This window comes from Promicromonospora citrea (assembly GCF_013004695.1).
GTDB classification, from domain to species: Bacteria; Actinomycetota; Actinomycetes; order Actinomycetales; family Cellulomonadaceae; genus Promicromonospora; species Promicromonospora citrea.
The window spans coordinates 91,976-118,448 of record NZ_JABEMG010000002.1 but is presented as its reverse complement, the minus strand read 5'-3'; the positions used below and the strand labels follow the sequence as shown (position 1 = coordinate 118,448).

Below are 26,473 nucleotides of genomic sequence, written 5' to 3'. Positions count from 1 at the left end.
TTCTCCCAGGGGACGGCGTCGCGCGTGGCGTCGTCGCGGGCGGACCGGTCGAGGTCGGGCTCGTTCTCGAGGTCCTCCGGGGTGACCCGCTCGTACTGCGGCTCCTCGGTCGGCTCGGGCGCAGGGGCCGCCCGGGACCGGCAAGACGCACGTCGGCTCGCACGTCGTCGCCCGGCTCGTCGCGGCCGGCCGGCGCGTCGGGGTCGTGGCGCAGTCGCACGCGGCCGTCGAGAACATGCTGGCCGCCGTCGTGCACAAGGCCGGTGTGGCGGCCGACCGGGTCGCCAAGAAGCGGCGGTCGGCAACGACGGGTGACGAGGCGCCGCGGGCGTGGCAGGAGGTGAGCAGCGAGAAGCTGGCCGAGATCGCCGCCTCGAGCGACGGCGGCTGCGTGGTGGGCGGCACCGCGTGGGACTTCGCGCACTCCCGCTGGCCGGCCGAGGGGCTCGACCTGCTCGTGGTGGACGAGGCCGGGCAGTTCTCGCTGGCCGACACGGTCGCCGTGGCCCGGTCGGCGAAGCGGCTGCTGCTGCTCGGTGACCCGCAGCAGCTCCCGCAGGTCAGCCAGGGCCGGCACCCGGAGCCCGTCGACGCGTCGGCGCTCGCGTGGCTCGCCGGAGGGCGCGCGGTGCTGCCCGAGGGGCTCGGGTACCTGCTGCCCGAGTCGTGGCGCATGCACCCGGAGGTCTGCGCCGCGGTGTCGGAGCTGGCGTACGCGGGCCGGCTCGCGGCTCACCCGGTGACGACCACGCGGTCGCTCGAGGGCGTGGCGCCGGGGGTCGTGCACGTGCCTGTCGCGCACGAGGGCCGCTCGTCCACCTCCCCGCAGGAGGCGGAGGAGGTGGTGCGGCAGGTGCGTGCCGTGCTCGGCCGGTCCTGGGTGGCGGGCCCGGGGTGCTCGCCGCGGCCGGTGGGTCCCCAGGACGTGCTCGTGGTCGCGGCGTACAACGCCCAGGTGCACCTCGTGCGTCAGGCGCTGCGCGCCGCCGGCCTCGGCGAGGTGCCCGTCGGCACGGTCGACATGTTCCAGGGCCGCGAGGCGCCCGTGGCGATCCTGACGTTGGCCGCCTCGGCGCCCGAGAACGTCTCGCGGGGCATGGGCTTCCTGCTGTCCCGGAACCGCATCAACGTCGCGGTGTCGCGGGCACAGTGGCGAGCCGTGGTGATCTCCTCACCACGGCTCACCGACTACCTGCCCGGAGACCTCGACGCGAACGGCGTCACACGCCTGCTGGAGCTGGGCGCGTTCCTGCGGCTCGTCGGCGGCTGAGGCGGCGCTCGGCCTCAGAAGCCGCCGAAGTCCCCACCGAAGTCGCCGCCGCCGAAGTCACCCCCGCCGTCACCGCCACCGAAGAAGTCGCCGAAGAACCCGCCGCCGGCGTCGCCACCCGCGTCGGCCCCGGCCTCGGCGCCCGCTGCCTCGACGGGTTCGCCGCCGGCTTCGGCGCCCGGGTCGCCGCCCTCGGCGCCCGCCTCCTCGGCACCTGCCGCGCCCTCCTCGCCGCCGGCGAAGTCCTGGCCGGGGTCGCCGAAGGCGCTGCCGAACATCATGTTCGCCACGGCCGAGCCGATGACCATGCCGCCGATCGTGCCGAGCATGCTGGCGCCGATCATCGAGCCGAACCCCGGGCCGGACCCGCCGCCGAACCCCTGGCCGCCACGCCCGAGGCTGCGCTCGAGCGTGCCGGGGTTGCGCATCTCCGCGCGCGTGGCCATCCGGGCCAGGTCGCGCGGGTCGTCCGACGTCGCGCGCTCCGCCGGCGGCACCGTCTCGCTGAGCTGGGCCAGGACCTGGCTGCGCTGCTCGGGCGTGAGCTGGGCGAACGCCTCGGCGTGCGCCTCCTCGACGCGGTCCGGGGGAGCGGTGCGCAGCAGGTAGCGGTAGCGCTCGATCGCGACCTCGTCCTCGCTGCGCCCGGTGCTGCCCGCCGAGCCGGAGGCCGGCGGCGTGCCGTAGGCGGGTGCGGGGGTCGGGCTGTACTGCTGTCGCGGCGCCGAGCCGCCGGAGTACATGCCGGGAATCTGGTCGCGCGGCTCGCGGCCGAGCAGTCGGTCGAGGAAGCCCATGGTCTCGCCCTTCGTGGATGGCGCGGGGTGACGGTCCGCCAGGGGAACGCCCGACGTGGGCCAAGGGTTCCGGGAGAACCGGCCCGGGATGCACGAAGGCCCGGCCGCCTCGAGAGGCGACCGGGCCGACGTCGTACGGCCGGTACCGGCTCGGAGGCCGGCGCGCGTGCCGTGACGATCAGAAGATCAGAGCGGGCGGATGTTCTCCGCCTGCAGGCCCTTGGGGCCCTGCTTCACGTCGAACTCGACGCGCTGGTTCTCCTCGAGCGAGCGGTAGCCGCTCGACTGGATGGCGCTGAAGTGAGCGAAGACGTCCTGCCCACCGTCCTCGGGTGCGATGAACCCGAAGCCCTTCTCGGCGTTGAACCACTTGACGGTTCCGAATGCCATGTACTGCTCCTTGCAAGATGCGACGACCCCGACCGTCGGGATCGCTGTATCACGGTGTCGTCGTCATCTCGAGGAAGAACGATCGAGGCACTGCAACGCGACAAGCCTACCCGCCTTGCCGCCAGATCGCCCGCGACTCCCGTCACAGCGCGCTCTGTACGCAATCCAGAAGCGCCTTTTCGTGCTTTCCGGCACTATCCACGCCCGGTTTCACCCAGATTCATCGGCGCTGCATGGGTGGGTAACATCCTCGTAACGATCGAGGCGGTGTGACGGACTAGACACATCAACGTCACACAAGGTGGCTACGTTCATCGCCACGACGAGGCAAGTCGCCACGTCAGGTTCACTCTTGCTCGAAGGGGACCAGCAGAAATGATTCGACGTACCACGGCGGCTCGCGGTCTCGCGCTCGCGGCTGTCCTCAGCGTGGGCCTCGCGGCCTGCTCCACCACGACGGAGTCCGGAGGCGGCGACGAAGGCGGCTCGCAGGACCCGCTCGTCGTCGGCACCATCCTCCCCCTGACCGGCACGCTCGCCTTCCTCGGCCCGCCCGAGGTCGCGGGCGTCGGACTGGCGGTCGACGACATCAACGCGGCCGGTGGCGTGCTCGGCAACGACGTCTCCCTGGAGCAGGGCGACTCGGGTGACACGACCGACACGAGCGTCGCCCAGCAGACGGCGACCGACCTCATCAGCAAGGGCGTCCAGGTGGTCATCGGCGCGGCGTCGTCCGGCGTCAGCCTGAACGTGGTCGACCAGTTCACCGAGGCCGGCGTCATGCAGATCTCGCCGGCGAACACGGCCACCGACCTGTCCGGGATCAGCGACTTCTTCACGCGCACCGCGCCGCCGGACACCGTCCAGGGCGCCGCGCTCGGCTCGCTGATCCTCGACGGCGGCCACCAGAAGGTCGCGATGATCGTCCAGGACGAGGCCTACGGCAACGGCCTGCGCGACAACATCCAGGAGGCCATCGAGGCCGGCGGCGGTGAGGTCGTCTACGGCGCCTCGGGTGCCGGTGACGAGTTCCCGCCCGGTGAGAGCAACTTCTCCGGCATCGTGAACGACGCCCTCGCGGCCGAGCCGGACGCCATCGCCGTCATCGCGTTCGAGGAGACCAAGGCGATCGTCACGGAGCTGACCTCGCAGGGCTGGGACTTCAACGGGACCACCTACTTCTGCGACGGCAACACCGCGTCGTACGAGGAGGACTTCGACCCGGGCACGCTCGAGGGCGTGGTCGGCACCATCCCCGGCGCGCAGGCCCCCGACGAGTTCCGTGACCGCGTGAGCGGCTGGTACGAGGAGAACGAGGGCGAGGCGCTCTCCGACTTCTCCTACGCCCCCGAGTCGTACGACGCGGTGATCCTCGCGGCGCTCGCCGCGGTCCGCGGCGAGGGCACGGACGGCGCGACCATCTCGGAGAACATCAAGGCGGTCTCCGGCGCCGAGGGCGGTACCGAGGTCACCTCGTTCGAGGAGGGCGTCGAGGCGCTCGAGGCCGGCGACGAGATCCACTACGTGGGTCAGTCCGGCGTGGGCCCGCTCAACGACCAGAACGACCCGACGTCCGCGTTCATCGGCGTCTACAAGTACGACGACAAGAACGTGAACGTCTTCGAGCGTTCGATCGAGGGTGAGGTCGCGCCGTAGTGCGCCATCTCGGGTGCCCGGCGGGTGAGCTCCACCCGTCGGGCGCCTCCTGACGACACCGGCCCGATCGCCTTCCGCGCGGAGGGTGGTCGGGCCGTCGTCGTCCCTGGCCCGGCACGGCCGTGAAACGTGCCCCGATCAACCACTATCAACCACGACCCTTTCGTGTGACACGGGCGTGCCAGGTGTGACACAAACCACGGCTACACTTCGGCTCGCTCGCGAAACCTTTGCGATTCACGGCCTGTTCAGGGCTGCTACACCACGGGGAGAACGGTGGTCCCGAGAGCGAACCTCTGGGCCAGCCCCTGACACCACGGAGGACCCGGCACATGACAGCCGACCGACCCATCGCGTCCGCGGCACGGCGAATCCTCGCCGTCGGCGTGGCGGCGCTCGCGGCCGCGACCGCGAGCGCGGCGATGCTCGCCGCACCCGCCGCGGCATCCACCACGGACGTCGCCACGACCTGCACCCCCGACGGGACCACCGCCTGCGTCTCCCCGGTCGTGCTCGACAGCGACAACGAACCCCTGCCCGGCATCGACGTGACCATCGCCGGGCCGGGCTTCGAGCAGGTCGTCACGTCCACCGACGGGCCGGTGTCCGTCGCCGTGCCCGAGGTGGGCACCTACACGCTGACCATCGACGAGGACACGCTGCCGGAGGGCACCACGGCGAACGCGACCGAGCGCCAGGTGACCGCGCAGCTCGGCTCGACGGCCCGCGGCGCGTTCCGGGTCGGCGAGGGCGTGGCGCCCGAGGGCGGCGGGGCGACCGACGAGCCGACCGAGCCCGCGGACGGCGGCACGTCCGACGGGGCCGGCGCAGGCGGCGAGGGGGAGGACACAGGCATCGGCGCCGACGGCTCCACCCAGAACGTCTCCGGCTGGCCGGCCTTCAGCCAGGTCTGGCAGCAGTTCGGTTCCGGCATCCGCTTCGGGCTCCTGCTGGCGCTCGCGTCCGTCGGCCTCAGCCTGATCTACGGCACCACCGGGATCTCGGCCTTCTCCCACGGCGAGCAGGTGACCCTCGGCGCCCTGCTCGGGTTCATCTCCGTCAACTGGTGGGGCCTGCCCGTCCCGGTCGCCGTCGTCGTCACGATCCTCGTCTGCGCCGGGACAGGCTGGTTGCAGGACATGGTGCTCTGGGGGCCGTTGCGCAAGCGCGGGACGCCCGTCATGCAGCTCATGATCGTCACGATCGGCCTGTCGATGGCGCTGCAGTACGTCATCCAGATGTTCATCGGCGGCCGCTCGCAGCGCGTGCTCCCGTCGAACGCGCAGCCGCTCGAGCTCGCGGGCATCACGCTGAGCACCGCCTCCTGGATCTCGATGGCCGTCGCCGTCGTCGTGATCGGCGCCATGGCGTGGTTCCTCACGCAGACGCGCATCGGTCAGGCGACACGTGCCGTGTCGGACAACGCGGCGCTCGCCGCGGCCACGGGCATCAACCCCGACCGCATCGTCCGCATCGTGTGGATCATGTCGACCGGCCTCGCCGGCCTGTCCGGCATGCTGCTCGCCATCTCGTTCGGGTCGTTCACCTGGACCCTCGGCATGATCCTGCTGCTCCTCATGTTCGCCGCCGTGACGCTCGGCGGCATGGGCACGGCGTTCGGCGCGCTGGCCGGCTCCATCGTGATCGGCATCGTCGTCGAGATGTCCACCCTCATCCCCGGCATGCCGAGCAGCCTCCGGTACGCCTCGGGCCTCTTGATCCTCATCCTCGTGCTCCTGGTCAGGCCGCAGGGCCTGCTCGGTCGCGCCGTGCGGGTCGGCTGAAAGGAGAATCGTCATGGACGAACTGAGTCGCATCCTCATCCAGGCCCTCGGGCAGCTCATCGCGCCGGCGACGGCGGCGTACGCGCTGGCGGCCATCGGCCTCAACCTGCACTTCGGGTACACGGGCCTGCTCAACATCGGGCAGGCAGGCTTCATGCTCATGGGCGCCTACGGGTTCGCCATCGCCACGATCGAGGGCGCGCCGTTCTGGCTCGCGTTCCTCGTCTCGGCCGGCGCGGGCGCACTGCTGGCGCTCCTGCTCGGCATCCCGACGCTGAAGCTGCGCGGTGACTACCTCGCCATCGTGACCATCTCCGCGGCGGAGATCATCCGGTTCGCCGGGCGCTCGACGCTCTGGGCCGACTACACCGGCGGCGCGTCCGGCCTGGCGGGCTCCACGTACAAGGGCCCGTTCCAGGCGCTCTCGCCGCTGCCCGACGGGCGCACCACCATCGGCCCGCTCGAGTACCTCAACAACGGCTCGGACTCGTGGTGGACCCGCATCTTCGCGTGGTCGGTCGTGCTCGTCGCGGTGCTCCTGGTCTGGCTCATCACGCGCAGCCCGTGGGGCCGCGTCCTCAAGGGCATCCGCGAGGACGAGGACGCCGTGCGCGCGCTCGGCAAGAACGTCTTCGCCTACAAGATGCAGGCGCTCGTGCTGGGCGGTGTGGCGGGCTCGCTCGCCGGGTTGCTGTTCGTGCTACCGATCTCGGTGGCCCCGGACAACATGGGTCGCACCCTGACCTTCTTCGTCTGGACGGTCATGCTGCTCGGCGGCGCGGCCACCCTGTTCGGGCCCGTGCTCGGGGCGATGCTCTTCTTCTTCGTCTACATGCTGCTGCGCACGGGCATGCGGGCGGGGCTGGCGGACGTCATGCCCGCCCAGAACGTCGAGCACCTCGCGGGTCTCATGGTCGGTGTCGCGCTCATGTGCATCGTGATCTTCCGCCCCCAGGGCATCCTGGGCAACAAGAAGGAGCTCGCCTTCGATGTCCGCTGAGAACACCACCGAGAAGCCCGCGGAGAACACCACCGAGCCCGTCGAGCTCGACGACGAGACCCTCGCGGCCACCGTCGTCGACAGCGAGACGGCGCGGCAGGTCACCGAGACGCTGGCCGGCGTCGAGCCGAAGGTCGGCGTCGCCAAGCCCGACCCGATCCTCCGGGCGACCGGCGTGCAGCGCCGGTTCGGCGGCATGACCGCCGTCGACGTCGACCACCTCGAGGTCCAGCGCGGCGCCATCACCGCACTCATCGGGCCCAACGGCGCGGGCAAGACGACCTTCTTCAACCTGCTCACCGGGTTCGACAAGCCGAACCAGGGCACCTGGGAGTTCGAGGGCAAGCAGATCGCCCGCACCAGCGCCGCGAAGCTCGCGCGCAGCGGCATGGTGCGCACGTTCCAGCTCACCAAGGCCCTCTCGCGCCTCACGGTGCTGCAGAACATGCTGCTCGCCGCGCCGGACAACCCGGGCGAGAACCTGTTCGGCGCGCTGTTCCGGCCCCTCTGGTCCGGGGTGGAGAAGCGCAACACGGAGAAGGCGCTCGAGATCCTCGAGCGGTTCAACCTCGCGCAGAAGAAGGACGACTTCGCCGGCTCGCTCTCGGGCGGCCAGCGCAAGCTGCTCGAGATGGCCCGCGCCCTCATGACCGACCCGGCGATGATCATGCTCGACGAGCCCATGGCCGGTGTGAACCCTGCGCTGGTCCAGTCACTGCTCGGGCACATCCAGGCGCTGCGCGACGACGGCATGACCGTGCTGTTCGTCGAGCACGACATGCACGCCGTGCGGCACATCTCGGACTGGGTGGTCGTGATGGCGGAGGGCCGGATCGTCGCGGAGGGCCCGCCGACGTCCGTCATGCAGGACCAGGCCGTGGTGGACGCCTACCTCGGCGCGCACCACGACACCGACCTCGGGGACGACTCGCTGCTCGACCCCGCCGTGCTGGCCCGGCTCGAGGCCGAGGAGGAGAAGCGATGAGCGACACAGCCGCACCGGACGCCACCACCACGCCGGAGGCCCCCGCCCAGGAGCGGAAGGTCCTGCTCCGGGCGACCGATCTCGTCGCGGGATATCTGCCCGGCGTCAACATCCTCAACGGGTGCAACCTCGAGGTCGCCAAGGGTGAGCTCGTCGGCATCATCGGCCCGAACGGCGCCGGGAAGTCGACCCTCCTCAAGGCCCTGTTCGGTCTCGTCAACGTCCGCTCGGGCAGCGTGACGCTCGACGGCGTCGACATCACGAACCAGAAGGCGAACAGGCTGGTGTCCCAGGGCGTCGGGTTCGTGCCGCAGAACAACAACGTGTTCCCCTCGCTCACCGTCGAGGAGAACATGCGTATGGGCGTGTTCCTGCGGCCCAAGACGTTCGCCGAGCGGTTCGAGTTCATCACCGACCTGTTCCCCACGCTGGGCGAGCGGCGCTCGCAGCGCGCGGGCGCCATGTCCGGTGGTGAGCGCCAGATGGTCGCGATGGCCCGCGCGCTCATGATGAACCCGTCGGTGCTGCTGCTCGACGAGCCGTCGGCCGGCCTGTCGCCCGTGCGCCAGGACGAGACGTTCCTGCGCACCCGCATGATCAACAAGGCGGGTGTGTCGGTGGTCATGGTCGAGCAGAACGCGCGGCGCTGCCTGCAGATCTGCGACCGGGGCTACGTCCTGGACCAGGGCAAGGACGCGTACACGGGCACCGGCCGTGAGCTCCAGGCCGACCCGAAGGTGATCTCGCTGTACCTGGGCACCCTGGCGGAGGACGTCGACAAGGCGTCCTGACCCCGCCCGCGCAGCGCCCGTCCGCCGTCGTGCGGACGGGCGCTGCGTCGTCGGCAGGGGCGAGCCAGGAGGAGAATCGAGGCGTGCTGCAGCTCGCTTCCGACAACTACGCCCCCGTCCACCCCGAGGTCCTCGCCGCCGTCGCGGCGGCGAACGACGGCCCGGCCGTCTCCTACGGCGCCGACCCCGTCTCCGCCCGGCTCCAGGAGCGCGCCGCCGAGGTGTTCGGCGAGCGCGCCCGCATCTTCCCGGTGCTCACCGGCACGGGGGCGAACGTCGTCAGCCTCATGGCCGTCACGCCGCGGTGGGGCGGCGTGATCGCGAGCGACGTCGCGCACGCCCACACCGACGAGAACGGGGCGCCCGAGCGCGTGGGCGGCCTCAAGATCCTCGCCGTGCCGAGCACGCACGGCCGCATCGGGCCCGACGCCGTGGACCGGTACGCCGGCGACCTCGGCGACGTGCACCGCGCGCAGCCCGCGGTGCTCAGTCTCACGCAGTCCACCGAGCTCGGCACCGTCTACTCGCCGGCGGACCTCAAGCTCCTGGCCGACGCCGCGCACGCCGCCGGCCTGCGCGTGCACGTCGACGGCTCGCGGCTCGCCAACGCGGCGGCGGCGCTCGGCGTCGGGCTGCGCGAGCTCACCGCCGACGTCGGCGTGGACGTCCTCTCCCTCGGGGCCGCGAAGAACGGCGGCATGCTGGGGGAGGCGGTGGTCGTCCTGGCCGACGACGACCCCGCGGGGCCCGCCGCGGCCGTCCCGTACCTGCGCAAGGCGACGATGCAGCTCGCCTCCAAGACCCGGTACGTCTCGGCGCAGCTCCTCGCGCTGCTCGGGGAGCCCGGGACGCCGACAGCGGGCGCCGGGGAGAACGCGCCCCTGTGGCTGCGCAACGCGGAACGCTCCAACGCGACGGCGGCGCGCCTGCGTGCGGCGATCGAGGCCGCGGGGCTCGCGGGCGACGGTGCGGTCCGGCTGGTACGGCCCACCGAGGCGAACGTGGTGTTCGCCACGCTGCCGCGCACCGCCGCCGAGCGCCTGCGGGCGCACGTGCGGTTCTACGACTGGGCCCCGGGGGAGACGGCCGACCGGGTCGAGGTCCGCTGGATGTGCGCGTGGGACACCACGGACGCGGACGTCGACGCGTTCGTCGCGGCCCTGGTGTCGTCGCTCTGATCGCGGCGGGGTGAGACTGGGGGTCATGACACGACATCGTCCGCTCGGCCTCGTGGCCGCAGCGGTTCTCGCGACGGCGCTGGTCACCGGCTGCGCCGGGCAGCCCGCCGAGCCCGACCCGACGGCGGCTCCGGGGCCCGCGCAGTCAGGTGCGCAGTCCACCGGCAGGCCGAGCGGTTCCCCGTCGCCGTCCGTCGCCTCCCCGTCGCCGTCCGCCGACCCGTCGCCGACCAACCCCGGCCGCCCGTCGCCGACCCCGACGGAGACGGCCGCCCCGCCGAACGAGGCGCCGGCACCCGGGGAGCCCGACCTCTCCCTCGTCGCCGGGTGGAGCCTCGAGGAGAAGGTCGGTCAGCTCGTCATGGTCGGCCTCCCGGTGAAGGGCCCGTTCCAGCCGACCTTCGACATGGTCCGGGACGACCACATCGGCGGCGTCTTCCTGCACGGCCGCACGCAGGCCGGTCGGCAGCCGGTGAAGAACCTCGTGGATGCCGCCGTGGACGCGGCGGCGCAGGAGCGCGAGCCGCTGTTCGTCGCGACCGACCAGGAGGGCGGGCAGGTGCAGGTGCTGCGCGGCCAGGGGTTCAGCGACATCCCGAGCGCCGTCGACCAGGCCAGGCTCGACCCCGCGGAGCTGCGTGCCCGGGCGACGACCTGGGGGCAGGAGCTCGCGGCGGCGGGCGTGAACCTCAACCTGTCGCCGGTGATGGACCTCGTGCCGGCCGGGTCCGCGGCGGCCAACGCGCCGATCGGCGCCTTCGGGCGCAGCTACGGCTTCACGCCCGACTCGGTCACGGCGCACGCCAACGCGTTCGCCGCGGGGCAGCGGGCCGCGGGGGTGCAGACGTCGATCAAGCACTTCCCGGGGCTGGGCCGCGTGACCGCCAACACCGACACGACCGCGGGGGTCACCGACACGGAGACGGGGCCCGACGCGCCGTCGGTCGGTGTCTTCCGGTCGGGCATCGAGGCGGGCACCGGGCTCGTCATGATGTCGTCGGCCGTGTACACGCGCATCGACCCGGACGCGCCGGCGGTGTTCAGCCCGACGGCGGTCGGCCTCGTGCGCGAGCTCGGGTTCGACGGCGTGATCATCTCCGACGACCTGTCGGCCGCCGTGCAGGTCACGGGCATCCCCGCCGGGCAGCGCGCCGTCCGCGCGGTCGACGCGGGCGTGGACCTCGTGCTCGCGTCGGCGAAGCCCGCCGTCGCGGGCGACATGGTCGCGGCGCTCGTCGCGGCGGCGCGCGACGACGACGCGTTCGCGGCGAAGGTGGACGCCGCGGCCGCGCGCGTCGTCGCCGCGAAGGCCGGACTCTGACACGCGGGTCCGTGCGCGGAGCGCTCCGCGCACGGACCCGGGGGGTCAGCGGTCGGCCAGGCCCAGCACGTCCAGCACCCAGGCGTGCTCGAACGCGATCTGCTCCCACGCGGCGTAGCGCCCCGAGACGCCGCCGTGCCCGGCCGACATCTCGATCTTCAGCATCGCGGGCGCGCCCGCGGCCTGCAGGCGGGCGACCCACTTGGCGGGCTCGACGTACAGCACGCGGGTGTCGTTGAAGCTGGTGGTGGCGAGGATCCGCGGGTAGTGCGACGCGTCGTCCGGCACGTTCTCGTACGGCGAGTACGAGCGCATGGTGGCGTAGACGTCCGGGTCGTGCAGCGGGTCGCCCCACTCGTCCCACTCGGTGACGGTGAGCGGCAGCGACGGGTCGAGCATCGACGTCAGCGCGTCCACGAAGGGCACGCCGGCCAGCACGCCCGCGAACAGCTCGGGCGCCAGGTTGACGGCGGCGCCCACGAGGAGGCCGCCCGCGCTGCCGCCGTCGGCCACGAGGCGGTCGGCCGCGGTCCAGCCGGCGTCGACCAGGTGCCTGCCGCACGCCACGAAGTCGGTGAACGTGGTGCGCTTGGCGGCGAGCTTGCCGGCGTCGTACCACGCGCGGCCCATCTCGCCGCCGCCGCGCACGTGCGCGATCGCGAACACGACGCCCCGGTCCAGCAGGCTCAGCCGGCCGATCGAGAAGTACGGGTCGATCGAGTGCTCGTAGGCGCCGTACCCGTAGAGCAGGAGCGGCCTGGGTGCGGCGGGCGAGCCGTCCGTGAGGTCGACCGTGTCCTTGCGCCACACCAGCGAGATCGGCACGCGCGTGCCGTCCTCGGCCGTCGCCCACTCCCTGCGCTGGTCGTAGTCGTCGGCGTCGTAGCCGCCGAGCACCGGCTGCTGCTTGAGCAGCGTCCGCTCGCCGGACGCGACGTCGTGCAGGTAGAGCGACTGCGGTGTGACGAACGAGGTGTAGCCGACCTTGAGGTTGGGCTGCTCCCACGTGCCGACGCCCGCGCCGACCGACTCGAGCGGCCGGCCGAAGGAGAGCTCCTCGAAGTCCCAGGTGACCGGGCCGCTCGCGGGGAGCTGGAGCACGGCGGAGCGCGAGATCGCCGCGCGGCGGTAGTGGAGCACGATGTAGCGCGCGCTCGCGCCCACGCCCTCGAGCCGGACCGCCGGGTCGTGCGGTACGACGACCTCGGCCGCGGCCGGGTCGACGCTCCCGCCCGGCGCGGGGACCGGCGAGCTGACGAGCTCGAAGTCGAGCGCGTCGTGGTTGTGCAGGATGAGCAGGCGGTCCTCCGGGCCCGACGCGCCGGGCAGCACGGCGTGCTCGACCGAGTACTCGACGCCCTCGCGGCGGGGCCACACGACGCGGAACTCGCCGGTCGGGTCGTCCGCCTCCAGCAACCAGGACTCGCTGGTCACCTTCGAGCCGAGCTCGATCTGCAGGTACTTCTTCGACCGCGACAGGCCCACGCCCACCCAGTAGCGCTCGTCCGGCTCCTCGAACACCACGACGTCGTCGGACCCCGGGGTGCCGAGCCGGTGCCGCCAGACGCGCCACGGGCGCCAGGCCTCGTCGAGGGTCAGGTAGAAGACGTGCTCGCCGTCGGGCGCGAACAGGGCGCCGGGCGCGGTCTGCTCCACGACGTCGGGCAGGTCCTCGCCCGTGGCCAGGTCGCGCACGCGCAGCGTGTAGCGCTCGTCACCCGCCGTGTCGGTCGCGTACAGCAGGAGCGTCCCGTCGTCGGTCACGTCGAGCGAGCCGAGGGCGAAGAAGTCGTGCCCCTCGGCCTCGACGTTCTGGTCGAGCAGCACCTGCTCGCCCGGCACCGGCACGCCGGGCTCGAGGACGCGCGGCGTCCAGTCGTCCGGCCCGGCGGCGGGGTAGCGCGCGTGGATCGGGTACTGCTTCCCCTCGACGGTGCGGGCGTAGTACCACCAGTCGCCGTCGCGCGACGGGACGGACAGGTCGGTCTCCTGGGTGCGGCCCTTGATCTCGTCGAAGAGCGTCTGCCGCAGCGGTGCGAGGTGCTCCTGCTGCCGCAGGGTCCAGGCGTTCTGCGCCTCGAGGTGTGCGACGACCTCGGGGTCGTCCTTGGCGCGGAGCCACTCGTAGTCGTCGACGAACGTGTCGCCGTGGAAGGTGCGTTCGGTGGGGCGGCGGGGGGTCACGGGCGGTGCGTCGGCCCCGGACGAGATCAGTGCATCGGACACCGCGTCAGCCTATCGGCGCGGCCCTCGCCGGGTGCGGGGTCGTCGCCCTTTTCGCGGTGCGCGGAGGGCGAGGATCCCGCACTCGGCGGACGGTCAGAGACGGAGGTCGGTCCAGGTGAGCCGGTGGTCGCTGCTCGGGAAGGGGAAGACGCCGGTGAGGCGGGACAGCGGGTCGACGGCGGCCGGCCAGAACACGCCGGCGCCACGGACCCGCAGGTCGCGCGAGGGCAGCACGTAGTCGACGCGCAGGTTGCCCGGCGTGGTGTCCGCGAAGTCGGCGGTGTCGAGCGCCGGGTCGCCGCGGTGGTCGGCGTTCGCCCCGCCCTGCAGCGCCGCGGCCTCGGCCGCACCAGCCGACGAGGCCTGCGGGTCGGCGATCCGGGGGTGGCGCAGGAGCTGGTCGATCGCGGCGTCCGCGGAGTCGCCGTCGAGCGGGTCGGCGTTGTAGTCGCCGACGATCACGAACGACGAGCCGGGGCGCAGCCCGCCGCGGCGGCCCTCGTCGTCCGACACGTAGCGGGCGTGGCGGCCGCCGCGTACGTAGTCGGCCCAGAACCGGATCTCGTCGTGGTTGCGCAGGCCGTTGCGGTCCTCCGCGCCGTCGAACGACGGCGGGGTCGGGTGCGCGGCCAGCACGTGCACCGTCTCGCGGCCCACGCGCACCGGCACGTCCCAGTGAGACTTGCTCGACAGCGGCAGCACGGCGAGCTCCTCGGCGGAGTACCAGTCGGCCGGGGCGGGGGTGGCCGGGTCGTCCGGCAGCAGGGCTCCGGGCATGTCCTGCCAGCGGAAGTGCTGGAACGTGCGCACCTGGCGCCGCTCGATCGGGTACTTCGACAGCACGAGCATGCCGTACTGGCCGGGGAACGTGCCGAAACCGAGCGCGTCGTCGCCCCCGCCGACCGTGCCGTCGTTGTCGAGGTCGAACCCGCTGGGCACACCCGTGTTCACCGGCGCGACGAACGCGTACCGGTACTCGACGGGCCGGCCGGTGCCCTGGGGCACCTCGAGGTAGTTCTCGCGGAACAGGTCGGCCGCGGCGTACGGGTCGGCGTCGCCGGAGTAGTCGAACTCGTTGAGGAGCACGACGTCGGGGTCGGCGTGCTGGATCACCTCGGCGACCGTCGCGGCCTGGGCGTCGTCGCCCGTGGCCAGGTCGGCGAGCAGCTCGCCCTCCGCGGCGCGGTTGAGCGAGAGGTTGTACGTGGCGACGCGCAGGTCGCGGTGCGCGGGCTGGCCCGGGTGCCCGGGGCGCGCGCTCGCGCCGGCCGGGACCGCGCCCGCCGCGACCACGGTGCCGGCGAGCAGGGCCGCTGTCGCGGCGGCGCTCGTCAGGCGCCAGGGGGTGCTGGCTCGCATGGCTGCTCCTTCGTCGGGTCGTCGTGCCGCGCGCCGGTGCGCGCGTGAGCGAGCGTAGGCCCTGACCCGGCCCGGCGGGGTGAATTCGGGATGAACGGCCCGCTCAGGGGCCCGACCGGCGGTAGGTTTCCGGGGCGGCCCAGCGCCGTCCCGCGCCGTCCGCCGCGGGTCCCCGTCGAGGAAGAGCTGATGAACCGTACTGCCCGCCCCGCCCGCCTGCTCGCGGCGGTGTCCGCCGCCGCCGTCTCGCTGACCCTGCTGTCCGGCTGCGGCCTGCTCGAGGAGCTGACGTCGAGCGGCGACGCCCCGCGCGACGAGCCCGGCGGCGAGATCACCGCCGCGGCCGAGGCGGACGCGTTCGAGATCCTCAAGGGAGACTGCATCGACCTCGAGGCGATGGCCGGCTACGGCGACGCGTCCGCGGGCGAGGAGTACGAGGTCGAGACCGTGCCTGTGGTGCCGTGCGACGAGCCCCACACGGGCGAGGTGTTCGCCGAGCTGGTCATGGACACCGACGAGTACCCCGGCGACGAGGGCATCGCCACGAAGTTCGACGAGTGGTGCTACGGCGAGTTCGAGAAGTTCGTCGGCATCTCCTACGACGAGTCGGTGTACGGCTACACCGGCTTCTACCCGACGCAGCAGACCTGGGACATGCTCGACGACCGCACCCTCCAGTGCATCGTCAGCGCGGAGGAGCCGGTGACGGGCACCCTCAAGGGCGCCGCGAAGTAGTCCTCGTCGTGCGGGCGCGCCTCGTCGTCCACAGGTCCAGGCCGAGGACGACGAGCGCCGCCAGCACGAACGCCGCCCCGACGAGGGGCACGGCGTGGATGCCGGTCGTCGCGACCACGAGGGCGCCCAGCGCGGCGCCGCCGCCGATCCCGATGTTGAACACCGAGCTCGAGATCGCCGTCGCCGACTCGGTGGCGCCGGGCGCGACCCGCAGCGACAGGAACGACAGGGCGGGCGGCACGGCGCTGAACGCGAGGCCGAACAGCGCGAGGCCGGCCAGGGCGACGGCGGGGACGTGGCCGAGCGTGCCCAGCAGCACGAGCGCGCCGGTCAGAGCCGAGAGCGCGACGACGACGGTGTGCCACGGCTGCTTGTCGAGCACCTGGCCGATGAGCAGGGTGCCGACGAGGCCCGCGGTGCCCTGGACGAGCAGCAGACCGCTGAGCCAGCGGTCGGGGAAGCCCGCGGTCTCCAGCAGGAACTGCGTGACGAACGTGATCATGGTGAACCCGCCGGTCACGAGCAGCACGGTGACGAGCAGGAGCATGACGAACCGGCGCAGGTCCGGGTGGGTGCCGCGCGCGGTGCCGCTCTGCTCGGCGTCCACGTGGGGCATCGCGACGGCCATCGTGACGCACGCGACCAGGCTGACCGCGGAGAACAGCAGGAACGCCGTGCGCCAGCCCGCCTGCTGACCCACCCAGGTGCCGAGCGGCACGCCGAGCAGCGGCGCGAGGGAGTTGCCGACAGCGAGGCGGGCGATCATCCGGCCGCGCACGGCGGGCGCGAACAGGCTCGCGGTGGCCGGCGTGACGATGGACCAGAACAGGGCCTGGCCGAGCGCCGTGACCATGCGGGCGGCCATGAGGTCGGCGTAACCGACGGCCAGGGCCGACCACAGCGAGCCGGCGGCGCACACCGCCGTCGTCGCGGCGAGCACCCACCGCCGGGGGAAGCGCCGCGTGAGCCGGGTGAGCGGCAGGGACGCCAGCACGACGACGACGGCGTACGCCGTGACGAGCAGCCCGACCTCCGAGGTGGTCCGGCCGAGGTCGGGGGCGATGAGCGTCAGCAGGCCGCCCGGCAGGTTCTCGGCGGTGACGAAGGTGAAGGCGCTCACCGAGAGCGCGACCAGCGCGACGACGGCGCGCCGGGGGTCCACCGGGGCGGCGGCGAACTCCGCGGCGGCGGGCCGGTTCGGGGTCATGCGCTCTCCAGGGCTCGGTTCCGGGTGAAAGCAGTGGTCAGACGGGGCGGGTGCCCTGCAACGGTACGCGGCGTCGAACCGATTCGGTGCACGCGTGCCCGTGCACGCCGGGTGACCGCATCTGTGTCCTAGGCAACATTGTCGTAATATTTCCCTGGTTTCCTCCTGCGTGGACAAAGGTGTCCAGCAGGTTCGGGACCCGTACATGCAGCACCTCCCCGTCCCGGACGCGGCTCTCTCCACGGAGGAAGAAATGAACCCACGTATCTGTGCCGTCGGTGCGGGAGCAGCCCTGCTGCTCTCCGCTGCCGTCGTACCGATCACCGCTTCCGCAGCACCGCCCGTCGAGGACGTGCCGCAGCAGGCCGCTCCGGCCAAGGAGGACAACCGGCCCGACCCGCTCGCCGAGAAGCGGAACGAGAAGCGCCAGCGCGCGGTGGAGATGGTCGCCACCGGCAAGGCCAAGGTCGAGACCCGTGGCAAGGGCAAGCACAAGTCGAAGGTCGTCGAGATCTCCCCGCGCGAGTACGTGGAGTACGGCGTCGAGGAGACGGCTCAGCTCTTCAGCATCCTCGTGGACTTCGGCGACGAGGTCGACGAGCGCTACCCCGACGCGTCCGCCGGCCCGGTGCACAACCAGATCCCGGAGCCGCGCCGGAGCGACAACTCCACGTACTGGGAGCCGGACTTCTCCCGCGAGCACTTCCAGGAGATGTTCTTCACCGGCCTGGAGGACCAGGGCGGCGAGTCGTTCGCCGGCGTCTACGACGAGATGTCGTCGGGCCGGTTCGACCTGCAGGGCGACGTGTCCGACTGGGTGACCGTGCCCTACAGCACCGCGTCGTACGGCACCACCGAGTCCGGCGCCGACATGACGCGGTTCATCCAGGACACGGCGAACGCCTGGTACGAGCAGCAGGTCGCCGCGGGCAAGAGCGCCGAGGAGATCGAGGCGTACCTGCAGTCGTTCGACGTGTGGGACCGCTACGACGTCGACGGCGACGGCATCACCGCCGAGCCCGACGGCTACATCGACCACTTCCAGGCGATCCACGCCGGCGAGGGCGAGGAGGCCGGCGCGCCCGAGGAGGCCATCTGGTCGCACCGCTGGGCGGTCAACCAGGGCGGTCTCGGCAGTGACGGCCCGGCCGACTTCGAGAAGCTCGGCGGGATCAAGATCGGTGACTCCGACATCTGGATCCGTGACTACACCACGGAGCCGGAGAACGGCGGCCTCGGCGTGTTCGCGCACGAGTTCGGCCACGACCTCGGCCTGCCCGACTACTACGACACCGCGGGCGGCGAGAACGGCACCGGGTTCTGGAACCTCATGAGCTCCGGCTCGTGGATGGGCCACGGCACGGGCACCATCGGCACCACGCCGAACCACATGGGTGCCACCGAGAAGCTGTTCCTCGGCTGGCTGGACTACGAGACGGTGGAGCCCGGCGAGCGCGAGCGCGTCAAGCTCGGCCCGTCGTTCCACGCCACCACCAGCGCGCAGGCCGCCGTCGTCACCCTGCCGGACGGCGTGGCGACCGAGGACCTGGGCATCGCGGCGTACGACGGCGAGTTCGTCTACTCGAGCACGGGCAACAACCTGAACAACACGATCACCTCGCCGTCGTTCACGGTCCCCGACGGTGCGTCGCTCACCGCGAAGGTCCAGTACGCGATCGAGGACGACTTCGACTACGCGTTCGCCGAGATCTCGACGGACGGCGGCTCCACCTGGGCCGCGCTGCCGAACAACCTCTCGACCGACGAGGACCCGAACGGCACCAACCCGGGCGGCGGCATCACGGGTGACTCGGGCGGCGCCTGGATCGACCTCACGGCCGACCTCGGCTCCTACGCGGGCGAGACCGCGCAGGTCCGCTTCCGCTACGCGAGCGACGGCGGTGCCAACGAGACCGGCATCCTGGTCGACGACGTCGCCGTCGGCGACGCGCTGACCGAGGACTTCACGGACACCGACTGGACGGCCGACGGCTTCGTCACCGTGGGCGCCGACGGCACCTACGAGGTCACCTACGAGCACTACTACGTCGCGGAGAACCGCGTGTACGGCGGCTACGACCAGACGCTGCGCACCGGCCCGTACAACTTCGGCTGGACCTTCTCCAACAGTGACAAGGTGGAGCACTACCCGTACCAGGACGGCCTGCTGGTCTGGTACGTGAACAGCCGGTTCGGTGACAACAACACGTCGCAGCACCCGGGCGGCGGCCAGGCGCTGCCGGTCGACGCGCGGGCGAAGGCCCTGAAGTGGTCGGACGGCACGATCGCCCGCAACCGCATCCAGTCCTTCGACGCGACCTTCGGCCGCGACAAGACGGACCCGATCTCGCTGCACCGCGAGGTGGAGGCGGGCTCGCTCACCACGCTGAAGGTGGGCAAGCAGAAGGCCGTCACGACGTTCGACGACACTGACCCGAACGCCTACTACGACCCGGCCAACCCCGGCCACTCGGTCAAGGTCGGCGGCACCGGCACCACGATCAAGGTGCTCACGCAGGACAAGAAGGGTCACATGACGATCCAGGTCAACTGACCCCGGTCGGACGCACGCTGTGGCGCGGTCTCGCGAGAGGCTGCGCCACAGCCGTCTCCGGACGGGACGCACTACGCTCCGACGCATGACACACCTGCGATGGGGCATCCTCGCGGCCGGCGGGATCGCCGGCGCCTTCACCTCCGACCTCAACGACAACGGCTTCACCGTGCAGGCCGTGGGCTCGCGCTCCCTGGACAAGGCCCAGGCCTTCGCCGACCGGTTCGGCATCCCGACGGCGCACGGCTCCTACGAGGACCTGGCGAACGACCCCGAGGTCGACATCGTCTACGTCGCCACGCCGCACCCGATGCACGCGCAGGCCGCGAGGCTCGTGCTCGAGGCGGGCAAGCACGTGCTGGTCGAGAAGCCGTTCACGCTCAACGCCGCCGAGGCGCGCGAGGTCACCGAGCTCGCGGAGGCCAAGGGCCTCGTGGCGCTCGAGGCCATGTGGACCCGGTTCCTGCCGCACATGGCGCGGGTGCGCGAGATCATCGCCTCGGGTGCGCTCGGTGAGGTCCGCACCCTCATGGTCGATCACACCCAGGACCTGCCCGACGACCCCGCGCACCGCATCAACGCCCTCGAGCTGGGCGGCGGGTCGCTGCTCGACCTCGGGATCTACCCGGTCTCGTTCGCGTGGGACCTGTTCGGGAAGCCGACCAGCATCCGGTCGCACGCGACGTTCAAGGAGACCGGCGCCGACGCGACGATTGCCACGATCTTCGGGTACGACGATGGGCGGGTCGCCACGACCGTCTCGGCGTCCGACACCCGCGGGCCCAACCGCGCCTCGATCCTGGGTACGGAGGGTCGCATCGAGATCGACGCGACCTGGTACAACCCGGCCGTCGTCCACGTCTTCGACGCCGCGGGCACCGAGACCGACACGTTCACCGCCGAGGTGACCGGTCGCGGCATGCACTTCCAGGCCGCGGAGGCCGAGCGCCTGGTCGCCGCCGGCGAGCTCGACAGCCCCCTGCTGCCGCGCGCGGAGACGGTCGCGATCATGGCGACGCTGGACGAGATCCGCGCCCAGATCGGCCTCCGCTACCCGGGCGAGTGACGCGGTAGGCGCCGCTGAGATCTGGCGCCTGGGTGTGGTGGTGCTGCCGAGATCTGGTGTTTCCGGTGAGATCTGGTCGCGCACCACCAGATCTCACCGGGAGCACCAGATCTCAGCGGGCGTGCCGGCAACCGGCCGGCAGCCCCGCAGCGTCAGGTCGGTGGGGCCGAGCCGAGGACCGACGGCAGCAGGCCCGGGAACTTCTCGTCGAGCTCGTCGCGGCGGAGCTGGATGTCGTGGGTGCGGCCGTGCACGATCGTGCGCGTCAGGCCCGCCTCGCGCAGCGTGCGGAAGTGGTGCGAGGCCGTCGACTTCGACAGGTCGAGCCCCATGAGGCAGTCGCCCTTGGGGTAGGGCTTCCCGTCGGCCAGCATGCCGACGATCTGCAGCCGGACCGGGTCGGCGAGCGCACGGAGCACGTCGACCAGCTCGACGTCGGCGATGTCGGGAGACGGGTACTCGTTCACGACGGACCCCTCCCCAAGACAGTTCGACAACCATCGAACCGTTCGGTTACGCTCGACGGTATGACGTTCATCGAACAATCATACCCGCTGCGCGGTGCCTACCTCCGGATCACGGTGATCGCAGCGGCGCTGTTCGTGGTGGGGACCAACGCGTTCGTCATCGCGGGCGTCCTGCCGCAGATCGCGGCGGGGATCGGTGCCTCGCCCGGGGCCGTCAGCTACTCGATCTCCTGGTACGCCGTCGTCGTGGCGGTGCTCGCGCCGATCGTCTCCGTGCTGTTCGCCCGCGCGTCGCGCGCCGCCCTCATGGGCACCGGCATGGCGCTCATCGCGGCCGGTATCGCCCTCTCGGCGCTCGCGGGCGACCTCGCGCTGTTCACCGCGGGCCGCGTCGTCGCCGCGCTGGGCGGTGCGGCGCTCATGCCGGCCGCCATGGCGGCCGCGCCCGCGCTCGTGCCGCCCGAGCAGCGTGGGCGCGCGCTCGGCGTCGTCGGGTTCGGCTTCATCCTCTCGACGGCGATCGGCTCTCCGCTCGGCACCGCACTCGCGTCCCTCGGGAGCTGGCGCGCGGCGCTCGGGTCACTCGCCGGACTCGCCGCGGTGCTCGCCGTCGCGCTCGCGCTGGCGACGCGGACCGTGCCGACCGGTGTCGTGCCAGGGCTCGTCGCCCGGTTCGCCGTGCTGCGTGACGTGCGCATCGGACTCGCCCTGCTGACCACGCTGCTCTTCACGGCGGCGTTCAACCTGGTCTACATCTTCAGCTCCGCCGTCACCGAGGGGGTGACCGGCGGTAGCGGCACAGCGCTGGCGACGCTCCTGCTCGTCTTCGGCGTGGCAGGAGTCATCGGCAACACGCTTGGGGGAGTGCTGACCGACCGGCTCGGCGCACGCCCCACGGCGCTCGTCGCGCTCGGCCTCGTGGCTCTCTCGCTCGCCGCACTCTACGGCGTGACCGACTCCTACGTGGGCACCGCCGCCCTCTTCGGCGTCTGGGGCCTGGGCGGCGCCGCGGCCCTCGTGCCCATCCAGCACCGCCTCGTCGACTGCGACCCCGCCGTCGCCGGGGTGTCCCTGTCCTGGTACTCGACGGCCATGTACCTCGGCATCGCGCTCGCCCCCGTCGTCGGCGCGTCGGTGCTGCCCTACGGCGCGGCCTGGCTCGACCTGGTGGGCGCGGGCGCGGCGGCCGCCGCGCTGGCGCTGTTCGCGCTCGGGTACGTCGTGCGCCGCCGGGTGGCGGCTCCGCCGGCCTGACGCCGCGGGTCAGTCCAGCGGGTGCAGGATCCGGTCGAGGAAGCGCCGCGTGCGCTCCTCGGCCGGGTCCGTGAACACGTGCTCGGGCGCGCCCCGCTCGACCACCACGCCGCCGTCGAGGAACAGCACCTGGTTGGCCACCTGACGCGCGAACGACAGCTCGTGCGTCACCACGACCATGGTCCAGCCCTCGGCGGCGAGGTCCTTCATCACCGTGAGCACCTCACCCACGAGCTCGGGGTCCAGGGCCGACGTCGGCTCGTCGAACAGCAGGAGGTCCGGCTGCAGGGCGAGCGCCCGGACGATGCCGACGCGCTGCTGCTGACCGCCCGACAGCTCGTGCGGATAGGCGTCGCGCTTCTCGGCGAGCCCGACGCGGGCCAGGAGCTCCTCGGCGCGGTCCACCGCCGCCGCGCGCGGCACGCGCTGCACCTGGGTGGGCCCCTCGACGACGTTCTCGAGCACCGTGCGGTGCGGGAACAGGTTGTGGTGCTGGAACACCATCGCCGACCGGTCACGCAGGGCGGCGCGGTTCGCGGCGGCGGTGCGGCGGGCGGTCCGGTTCCAGAACCAGCCCGTGCTCGTCGCGCCCGCCTGGGCGGCGAAGTCGACGGTCGGGCCGCCGTCCAGCTCCAGCACGCCGGCGTCCGGGGTCTCCAGGCCGTTGAGCGAACGCAGCACCGTCGTCTTCCCGCTGCCCGACGGCCCGATGAGCGCGACGACGTCGCCCCGGCACACGTCGAGGTCGACGCCGCGGAGCACGTGGTTGTCGCCGAACGACTTCTCGATGCCGCGGGCGGTCAGGAGCGGCGCGCGGTCAGTGGGCGACATAGCGGTCCAGCCTCTTCTCGAGCACGTTCTGTCCCGCCGAGAGCACGGTGCAGAACATCCAGTAGATCAGGGCCGCCTCGCTGTAGATCAGCAGGAACTCGTTGGAGAACGCGGCGATCTGCTGCGCGACGCGGAACATCTCGGTGACCAGGATGAGCGTCGCGAGCGACGTGTCCTTGACGAGCGAGATGAACGTGTTGGACAGCGGGGGCACCGAGACGCGCGCGGCCTGCGGCAGGATGATCCGGCTCAGCGTGCGGGCCGGTGACATGCCGACCGTCCAGCCCGCCTCCCACTGGCCCTTGGGCACGGACAGGATGGCCGCCCGCACCACCTCGGCCGCGTAGCCGCCCACGTTGAGGGAGAACGCGATGATCGCGCTGGGCCACGGGTCGATGCGGATCCCGAGCTGTGGCAGGCCGTAGAAGATGATGAAGAGCTGCACCAGCAACGGCGTGCCGCGGATCAGCGAGATGTAGGCGCGCCCCACCCACGACAGCACCGGGTTCGGCGAGAGTCGCAGCAGCGCGACGAACAGCGCCAGCACGAGCCCGATCGCGAACGACGCGAGAGCGAGCGGCATGGTGCCCGTGAGGGCGCCGCGCAGGAGCGGCCAGAAGGATTCGGAGACGAGCTGCCAGTCCATGGGTGCGGACTACTCGGAGACGTCCTCGCCGAAGTACTTCTCGCCCAGCTCGGCGAGAGTGCCGTCGGCGCGCAGCTCGTCGAGGGCCCCGGTGATCGCCTCCGCGAGGGCCTCGTTGTCGGGCGTGACGACGAACGCCGCCTCCGACTGCTCCTCGGTCTCCGCCGCGACCCGGATGCCCGAGGCGTCGTCGGTGGTGGCGTAGTCGAGGTAGGTGAGGCTGTCGTTGATCGTCGCGTCCACGCGGCCCTGCTCGAGGAGCGCGACCGCCTGGGCCCAGCCCTCGACGGCCTCGACCGTCGCGCCGTTCTCCTCCGCGAGGTCCTTCCAGTTGCTCGTGAGCGACTGGGCGGTGGTCCTGCCGTCGAGGTCCGCGAAGTCCTGGATCTCGTCGTTGTCGGCCGCGACGACGAGCACGCCGGTCGAGACGGTGTACGGCGCGGAGAAGACGTAGTCGGCCTCGCGCTCCGGGGTGATGGTCACCTGGTTGGCGATCGTGTCGAACCGGCCGGCGTCCAGGCCCGCGAAGATCGCGTCCCACTGCGTCTCCTGGAACTCGACCTCGACGCCCAGCTTCTCGCCCACCGCCTCGGCGACCTCCACGTCGTACCCGACCAGCTCGCCGGACTCGTCGTGGAAGCTGAACGGGCGGTACGTGCCCTCCGTCGCCACGACGAGGGTGTCGCCCGAGAGCCCGAGGTCGTCGCCCGCCCCGCCGGACTCGCCGGAGCCGCCGCAGCCGGTCAGGGCCAGGAGGGCGGCGGTGGCCGCTGCGGCCGAGAGAAGGGCGCGGGTGCTGGACATGGATGCTCCGTTCGACGGGTCGACATACATCGGTCGTGCCGATGCGTGCCCCCAAACTAGCCGATGGCGCGGGGCGGACCCACCCTCGCCGTCTCAGCGTCTCGCGGTTCGGGCACGCTCGCCCCGCCGCCACCGCTCCGGCGTCACGCCGTACCGAGCCTTGAACCGTCTGACCAGGTAGGTGGCGTCGCGCAGGCCGGTCCGCGCGGCGACGACGCCGAGCGGCAGGTCGGTCTCACGCAGGAGCCGGCGCACCTCGGTCATGCGCCGCTCGGTGATCCAGTCGAGGAGCGTGCGGTCGGTGCGCTCGCGGACCACCGTCGTCAGGTGCCCGGGCGTGTAGCCGAGGGCGCGCGCGACGTCCCCGGCGGAGACCGGGTCCCGGTAGGTCGCCTCGATCTGCTCGAAGACCCGGCCGACCAGCGGGTCCAGCGGCGCGGGAGCCGACGGCGCGAGCCGCGCCGCCCCCACGAGCAGCCGGGTGAGCAGCGCCGCCACCGCCTCGCGCGTCCCGACCCGCTCGGGCGACGCCAGCTCGTCGGCCAGCTCGGTCAGCCACGCCGTCCAGCTCGGGCGCTCGGCCTCCGGCACCCTCGCGCTCGCGCCGCCCGGCGTCGGCTCCGCCGCGAACAGCGCGAGCAGCGGGTGGTGCGCCCAGGCCAGCGGCGACACGGACGCGAGCGACGGGACGGCGTCGGGCGTGAACGACACGCTCCACGACCGGCCGTGGTCGAGCGCCGCCCGGCCGACGTCGATGGTGCGGCCGGGCGGGACGGCGTGCACGTCGCCGTCGCGCAGGGGTGTGGGTGAGCCGCCCATGCCGACCGTGCCGCCGCCTCGCTCCACGTAGACGAGCACGAGGAAGTCGTGCGCGTGGGGCTGCCCGGGCGGCTGGTGCGGCAGCCCCTCCTCGAGGTCGTTCCGGCCGAGGCAGACCGGCGGCGACCCGGGCGCAGCGGCGTGCCGGTACACCGGCGTGCCGTCCGGCCGGACGGTGCGCAGCCGGTTCCGGAAGCCGCCCGGGTGCCGGTCGGGTGCGGACGTCACCGCGTGTCCCCGGTGTCCGTGGGGACGGCCGGCGTGAGGACGGCGTCGACGATCTGCGGGGCCTGCTCGAGCCGGCGCTCCAGCTCCCGCAGCCGGACCGCGACGTGCGACTCCGTGTCGTCGCCCGGCAGGTCGATGCTGGCCACCAGCAGGAGCTGCCGCGGCCCCACGTACTCCAGCCGCAGGTAGCCGACGTGGTCGACGCCGGGCAGCGACTCGATCCGCGCACGGACCGCGTCGTGGATGCGCTCGTCGGCGACCTCTCCCGTGAGGAACCGCCGGTTGCGGTCGAACAGCACGAGCGCCACGACGCACAGCAGGAGGCCGACGAGGATCGACCCGGCGGCGTCGTACCGCGCATCGCCGGTCGCCTGGTGCAGGCCCATCCCCGCCGCGGCGACGACGAGCCCGGCCAGCGCCGCCGAGTCCTCGGCGAGCACCGCACGCAGCGTCGGGTCGGACGTGTCCAGCGCGTGGTCGAGGAGGTCGCGCCCCAGCGCGCGGGCCTCGGTCCGGGTGCGCCGGAAGGCCTGGACGAACGACGCCCCCTCGAGGCAGAAGGCCACGGCGAGCACCAGGTAGCCCACCGTGTAGGACGTCGACCCCTCGCCGGGGCCGAACTCCTGGATGCCGTGGTAGACCGACACCACGCCGCCCGCGACGAAGAGCCCGATCGCCGCCAGCAGCGACCAGACGTACGCCTCGCGGCCGTAGCCGAGCGGCCGGTCCCGGTCCGGTGCCCGCGCCGCCTTGCGCTCGGCGACCAGGAGGAAGACCTCGTTGCCCGTGTCGGCCCACGAGTGTGCGGCCTCCGCGACGAGCGAGGCCGATCCCGTCAGCGCCGCGGCCATCGTCTTCGCCACCGCGACGGCGAAGTTCGCCGCGAACGCGATCACCACCGTCAGCGCGGAGCCCGTGGGCCGTGCCGTGCTCGTCGCCGTGTCGTCCGCCATGCGTCCTCCCGTCCCCGGGGCGACGCTACCTCCGCCCGTACCGGTTCGCCCAGGGACCGGCGCCGCAGCGGCCGACGATCGTGCCACGGGAACCGACATCTGTCCGGCCGTGAGGCCGAAGGATGTCCGACGCTGGAGGAGCACGGCGGGAG

The 26,473-nt window shown here is 72.4% G+C and carries 23 protein-coding genes and 1 pseudogene; 13 read left to right on the top strand and 11 right to left on the bottom strand.

Features of this window, described 5'->3' with window-relative positions:
- Positions 1 to 127: 127 nt before the first annotated feature.
- Both HLB15_RS24670 and HLB15_RS24665 read left to right on the top strand, forming a co-directional pair.
- A pseudogene (locus tag HLB15_RS24670) lies at positions 128 to 562 on the top strand (AAA domain-containing protein); the annotation flags it as partial.
- Positions 563 to 628: 66 nt separating this feature from the next.
- Complete coding sequence (locus HLB15_RS24665; RefSeq protein WP_311979548.1) at positions 629 to 1,270, top strand: DEAD/DEAH box helicase; 642 nt, start codon at positions 629 to 631, stop codon at positions 1,268 to 1,270.
- A 14-nt stretch (positions 1,271 to 1,284) separates the two neighbouring features.
- Here the strand turns inward: HLB15_RS24665 and HLB15_RS01100 are convergent, their stop codons facing one another.
- Entirely contained in the window at positions 1,285 to 2,067 is a 783-nt protein-coding gene (locus HLB15_RS01100) for a hypothetical protein (protein ID WP_171102824.1), read from the bottom strand.
- A 186-nt stretch (positions 2,068 to 2,253) separates the two neighbouring features.
- Complete coding sequence (locus HLB15_RS01095) at positions 2,254 to 2,457, bottom strand: cold-shock protein (protein WP_020017413.1); 204 nt, start codon at positions 2,455 to 2,457, stop codon at positions 2,254 to 2,256.
- 375 nt (positions 2,458 to 2,832) lie between these two features.
- Between HLB15_RS01095 and HLB15_RS01090 the strand changes: the two genes are divergently transcribed.
- The 7 genes from HLB15_RS01090 to HLB15_RS01060 all read left to right on the top strand — a co-directional run bounded on the left by HLB15_RS01090 (position 2,833) and on the right by HLB15_RS01060 (position 11,172).
- Complete coding sequence (locus tag HLB15_RS01090) at positions 2,833 to 4,113, top strand: ABC transporter substrate-binding protein (protein WP_171102822.1); 1,281 nt, start codon at positions 2,833 to 2,835, stop codon at positions 4,111 to 4,113.
- A gap of 332 nt (positions 4,114 to 4,445) precedes the next feature.
- Positions 4,446 to 5,897 (top strand): branched-chain amino acid ABC transporter permease, encoded by a 1,452-nt coding sequence (locus HLB15_RS01085; RefSeq protein ID WP_171102820.1) that lies wholly within the window; start codon positions 4,446 to 4,448, stop codon positions 5,895 to 5,897.
- A gap of 13 nt (positions 5,898 to 5,910) precedes the next feature.
- Positions 5,911 to 6,897: a branched-chain amino acid ABC transporter permease gene (locus HLB15_RS01080; RefSeq protein WP_171102819.1), complete on the top strand. Its 987-nt coding sequence runs from the start codon at positions 5,911 to 5,913 to the stop codon at positions 6,895 to 6,897.
- Complete coding sequence (locus tag HLB15_RS01075; protein WP_171102817.1) at positions 6,887 to 7,882, top strand: ABC transporter ATP-binding protein; 996 nt, start codon at positions 6,887 to 6,889, stop codon at positions 7,880 to 7,882. Before HLB15_RS01080 ends, HLB15_RS01075 begins: the two co-directional genes overlap by 11 nt.
- The gene (locus tag HLB15_RS01070) at positions 7,879 to 8,673 is read left to right on the top strand and encodes an ABC transporter ATP-binding protein (RefSeq protein ID WP_171102815.1); all 795 of its coding nucleotides are present in this window, start codon (positions 7,879 to 7,881) and stop codon (positions 8,671 to 8,673) included. The genes HLB15_RS01075 and HLB15_RS01070 overlap by 4 nt, the downstream gene beginning before the upstream one ends.
- Positions 8,674 to 8,756: 83 nt before the next feature.
- Complete coding sequence (locus tag HLB15_RS01065; RefSeq protein WP_171102813.1) at positions 8,757 to 9,851, top strand: threonine aldolase family protein; 1,095 nt, start codon at positions 8,757 to 8,759, stop codon at positions 9,849 to 9,851.
- Positions 9,852 to 9,876: 25 nt separating this feature from the next.
- The gene (locus HLB15_RS01060; RefSeq protein ID WP_171102811.1) at positions 9,877 to 11,172 is read left to right on the top strand and encodes a glycoside hydrolase family 3 N-terminal domain-containing protein; all 1,296 of its coding nucleotides are present in this window, start codon (positions 9,877 to 9,879) and stop codon (positions 11,170 to 11,172) included.
- 45 nt (positions 11,173 to 11,217) lie between these two features.
- Here HLB15_RS01060 and HLB15_RS01055 read toward each other — a convergent pair whose 3' ends face one another.
- Positions 11,218 to 13,398: a S9 family peptidase gene (locus HLB15_RS01055; RefSeq protein WP_229785612.1), complete on the bottom strand. Its 2,181-nt coding sequence runs from the start codon at positions 13,396 to 13,398 to the stop codon at positions 11,218 to 11,220.
- A 93-nt stretch (positions 13,399 to 13,491) separates the two neighbouring features.
- Complete coding sequence (locus HLB15_RS01050) at positions 13,492 to 14,757, bottom strand: endonuclease/exonuclease/phosphatase family protein (RefSeq protein ID WP_171102809.1); 1,266 nt, start codon at positions 14,755 to 14,757, stop codon at positions 13,492 to 13,494.
- Positions 14,758 to 14,946: 189 nt separating this feature from the next.
- Here HLB15_RS01050 and HLB15_RS01045 point away from each other — a divergent pair, with 189 nt between their 5' ends.
- The gene (locus HLB15_RS01045; RefSeq protein WP_171102807.1) at positions 14,947 to 15,492 is read left to right on the top strand and encodes a septum formation family protein; all 546 of its coding nucleotides are present in this window, start codon (positions 14,947 to 14,949) and stop codon (positions 15,490 to 15,492) included.
- Here the strand turns inward: HLB15_RS01045 and HLB15_RS01040 are convergent.
- The gene (locus HLB15_RS01040) at positions 15,473 to 16,699 is read right to left on the bottom strand and encodes an MFS transporter (protein ID WP_171102805.1); all 1,227 of its coding nucleotides are present in this window, start codon (positions 16,697 to 16,699) and stop codon (positions 15,473 to 15,475) included. The two genes, HLB15_RS01045 and HLB15_RS01040, sit on opposite strands and share 20 nt — an antisense overlap.
- Positions 16,700 to 16,952: 253 nt before the next feature.
- On the opposite strand from HLB15_RS01040, the gene HLB15_RS01035 reads away from it, so the two are divergent.
- Complete coding sequence (locus tag HLB15_RS01035; protein ID WP_171102803.1) at positions 16,953 to 19,253, top strand: immune inhibitor A domain-containing protein; 2,301 nt, start codon at positions 16,953 to 16,955, stop codon at positions 19,251 to 19,253.
- Between the two features lie 85 nt (positions 19,254 to 19,338).
- Positions 19,339 to 20,319 (top strand): Gfo/Idh/MocA family protein, encoded by a 981-nt coding sequence (locus tag HLB15_RS01030; protein ID WP_171102801.1) that lies wholly within the window; start codon positions 19,339 to 19,341, stop codon positions 20,317 to 20,319.
- A gap of 152 nt (positions 20,320 to 20,471) precedes the next feature.
- On the opposite strand, the gene HLB15_RS01025 is transcribed toward HLB15_RS01030, so the two are convergent.
- Positions 20,472 to 20,786 (bottom strand): ArsR/SmtB family transcription factor, encoded by a 315-nt coding sequence (locus HLB15_RS01025; RefSeq protein WP_171102799.1) that lies wholly within the window; start codon positions 20,784 to 20,786, stop codon positions 20,472 to 20,474.
- 60 nt (positions 20,787 to 20,846) lie between these two features.
- On the opposite strand from HLB15_RS01025, the gene HLB15_RS01020 reads away from it, so the two are divergent.
- Complete coding sequence (locus HLB15_RS01020; RefSeq protein WP_171102797.1) at positions 20,847 to 22,040, top strand: MFS transporter; 1,194 nt, start codon at positions 20,847 to 20,849, stop codon at positions 22,038 to 22,040.
- Positions 22,041 to 22,049: 9 nt separating this feature from the next.
- Here the strand turns inward: HLB15_RS01020 and HLB15_RS01015 are convergent, their stop codons facing one another.
- From HLB15_RS01015 to HLB15_RS00995, 5 genes are all read right to left on the bottom strand, one after another.
- Entirely contained in the window at positions 22,050 to 22,871 is an 822-nt protein-coding gene (locus HLB15_RS01015; protein ID WP_171102795.1) for an amino acid ABC transporter ATP-binding protein, read from the bottom strand.
- Entirely contained in the window at positions 22,858 to 23,517 is a 660-nt protein-coding gene (locus tag HLB15_RS01010) for an amino acid ABC transporter permease (RefSeq protein ID WP_171102792.1), read from the bottom strand. The genes HLB15_RS01015 and HLB15_RS01010 overlap by 14 nt, the downstream gene beginning before the upstream one ends.
- Positions 23,518 to 23,526: 9 nt before the next feature.
- Complete coding sequence (locus HLB15_RS01005) at positions 23,527 to 24,321, bottom strand: amino acid ABC transporter substrate-binding protein (protein WP_171102790.1); 795 nt, start codon at positions 24,319 to 24,321, stop codon at positions 23,527 to 23,529.
- Positions 24,322 to 24,414: 93 nt separating this feature from the next.
- Positions 24,415 to 25,368, bottom strand: coding sequence for a helix-turn-helix transcriptional regulator (locus HLB15_RS01000; protein WP_171102788.1), 954 nt, complete (start codon positions 25,366 to 25,368; stop codon positions 24,415 to 24,417).
- A complete protein-coding gene (locus HLB15_RS00995) occupies positions 25,365 to 26,321 on the bottom strand; it encodes a cation diffusion facilitator family transporter (protein ID WP_171102785.1) in 957 nt (318 codons plus the stop codon). Before HLB15_RS00995 ends, HLB15_RS01000 begins: the two co-directional genes overlap by 4 nt.
- Between the last annotated feature and the right edge of the window lie 152 nt (positions 26,322 to 26,473).

What these genes read in the sequence shown, in the direction of transcription:
- HLB15_RS01100 (WP_171102824.1), bottom strand. Translation starts at nt 2,067, where the DNA reads ATGGGCTTCCTCGACCGACTGCTCGGCCGCGAGCCGCGCGACCAGATT.
- HLB15_RS01095 (WP_020017413.1), bottom strand. Translation starts at nt 2,457, where the DNA reads ATGGCATTCGGAACCGTCAAGTGGTTCAACGCCGAGAAGGGCTTCGGG.
- HLB15_RS01090 (WP_171102822.1), top strand. Translation starts at nt 2,833, where the DNA reads ATGATTCGACGTACCACGGCGGCTCGCGGTCTCGCGCTCGCGGCTGTC.
- HLB15_RS01085 (WP_171102820.1), top strand. Translation starts at nt 4,446, where the DNA reads ATGACAGCCGACCGACCCATCGCGTCCGCGGCACGGCGAATCCTCGCC.
- HLB15_RS01080 (WP_171102819.1), top strand. Translation starts at nt 5,911, where the DNA reads ATGGACGAACTGAGTCGCATCCTCATCCAGGCCCTCGGGCAGCTCATC.
- HLB15_RS01075 (WP_171102817.1), top strand. Translation starts at nt 6,887, where the DNA reads ATGTCCGCTGAGAACACCACCGAGAAGCCCGCGGAGAACACCACCGAG.
- HLB15_RS01070 (WP_171102815.1), top strand. Translation starts at nt 7,879, where the DNA reads ATGAGCGACACAGCCGCACCGGACGCCACCACCACGCCGGAGGCCCCC.
- HLB15_RS01060 (WP_171102811.1), top strand. Translation starts at nt 9,877, where the DNA reads ATGACACGACATCGTCCGCTCGGCCTCGTGGCCGCAGCGGTTCTCGCG.
- HLB15_RS01050 (WP_171102809.1), bottom strand. Translation starts at nt 14,757, where the DNA reads ATGCGAGCCAGCACCCCCTGGCGCCTGACGAGCGCCGCCGCGACAGCG.
- HLB15_RS01045 (WP_171102807.1), top strand. Translation starts at nt 14,947, where the DNA reads ATGAACCGTACTGCCCGCCCCGCCCGCCTGCTCGCGGCGGTGTCCGCC.
- HLB15_RS01040 (WP_171102805.1), bottom strand. Translation starts at nt 16,699, where the DNA reads ATGACCCCGAACCGGCCCGCCGCCGCGGAGTTCGCCGCCGCCCCGGTG.
- HLB15_RS01035 (WP_171102803.1), top strand. Translation starts at nt 16,953, where the DNA reads ATGAACCCACGTATCTGTGCCGTCGGTGCGGGAGCAGCCCTGCTGCTC.
- HLB15_RS01030 (WP_171102801.1), top strand. Translation starts at nt 19,339, where the DNA reads ATGACACACCTGCGATGGGGCATCCTCGCGGCCGGCGGGATCGCCGGC.
- HLB15_RS01020 (WP_171102797.1), top strand. Translation starts at nt 20,847, where the DNA reads ATGACGTTCATCGAACAATCATACCCGCTGCGCGGTGCCTACCTCCGG.
- HLB15_RS01015 (WP_171102795.1), bottom strand. Translation starts at nt 22,871, where the DNA reads ATGTCGCCCACTGACCGCGCGCCGCTCCTGACCGCCCGCGGCATCGAG.
- HLB15_RS01010 (WP_171102792.1), bottom strand. Translation starts at nt 23,517, where the DNA reads ATGGACTGGCAGCTCGTCTCCGAATCCTTCTGGCCGCTCCTGCGCGGC.
- HLB15_RS01005 (WP_171102790.1), bottom strand. Translation starts at nt 24,321, where the DNA reads ATGTCCAGCACCCGCGCCCTTCTCTCGGCCGCAGCGGCCACCGCCGCC.
- HLB15_RS00995 (WP_171102785.1), bottom strand. Translation starts at nt 26,321, where the DNA reads ATGGCGGACGACACGGCGACGAGCACGGCACGGCCCACGGGCTCCGCG.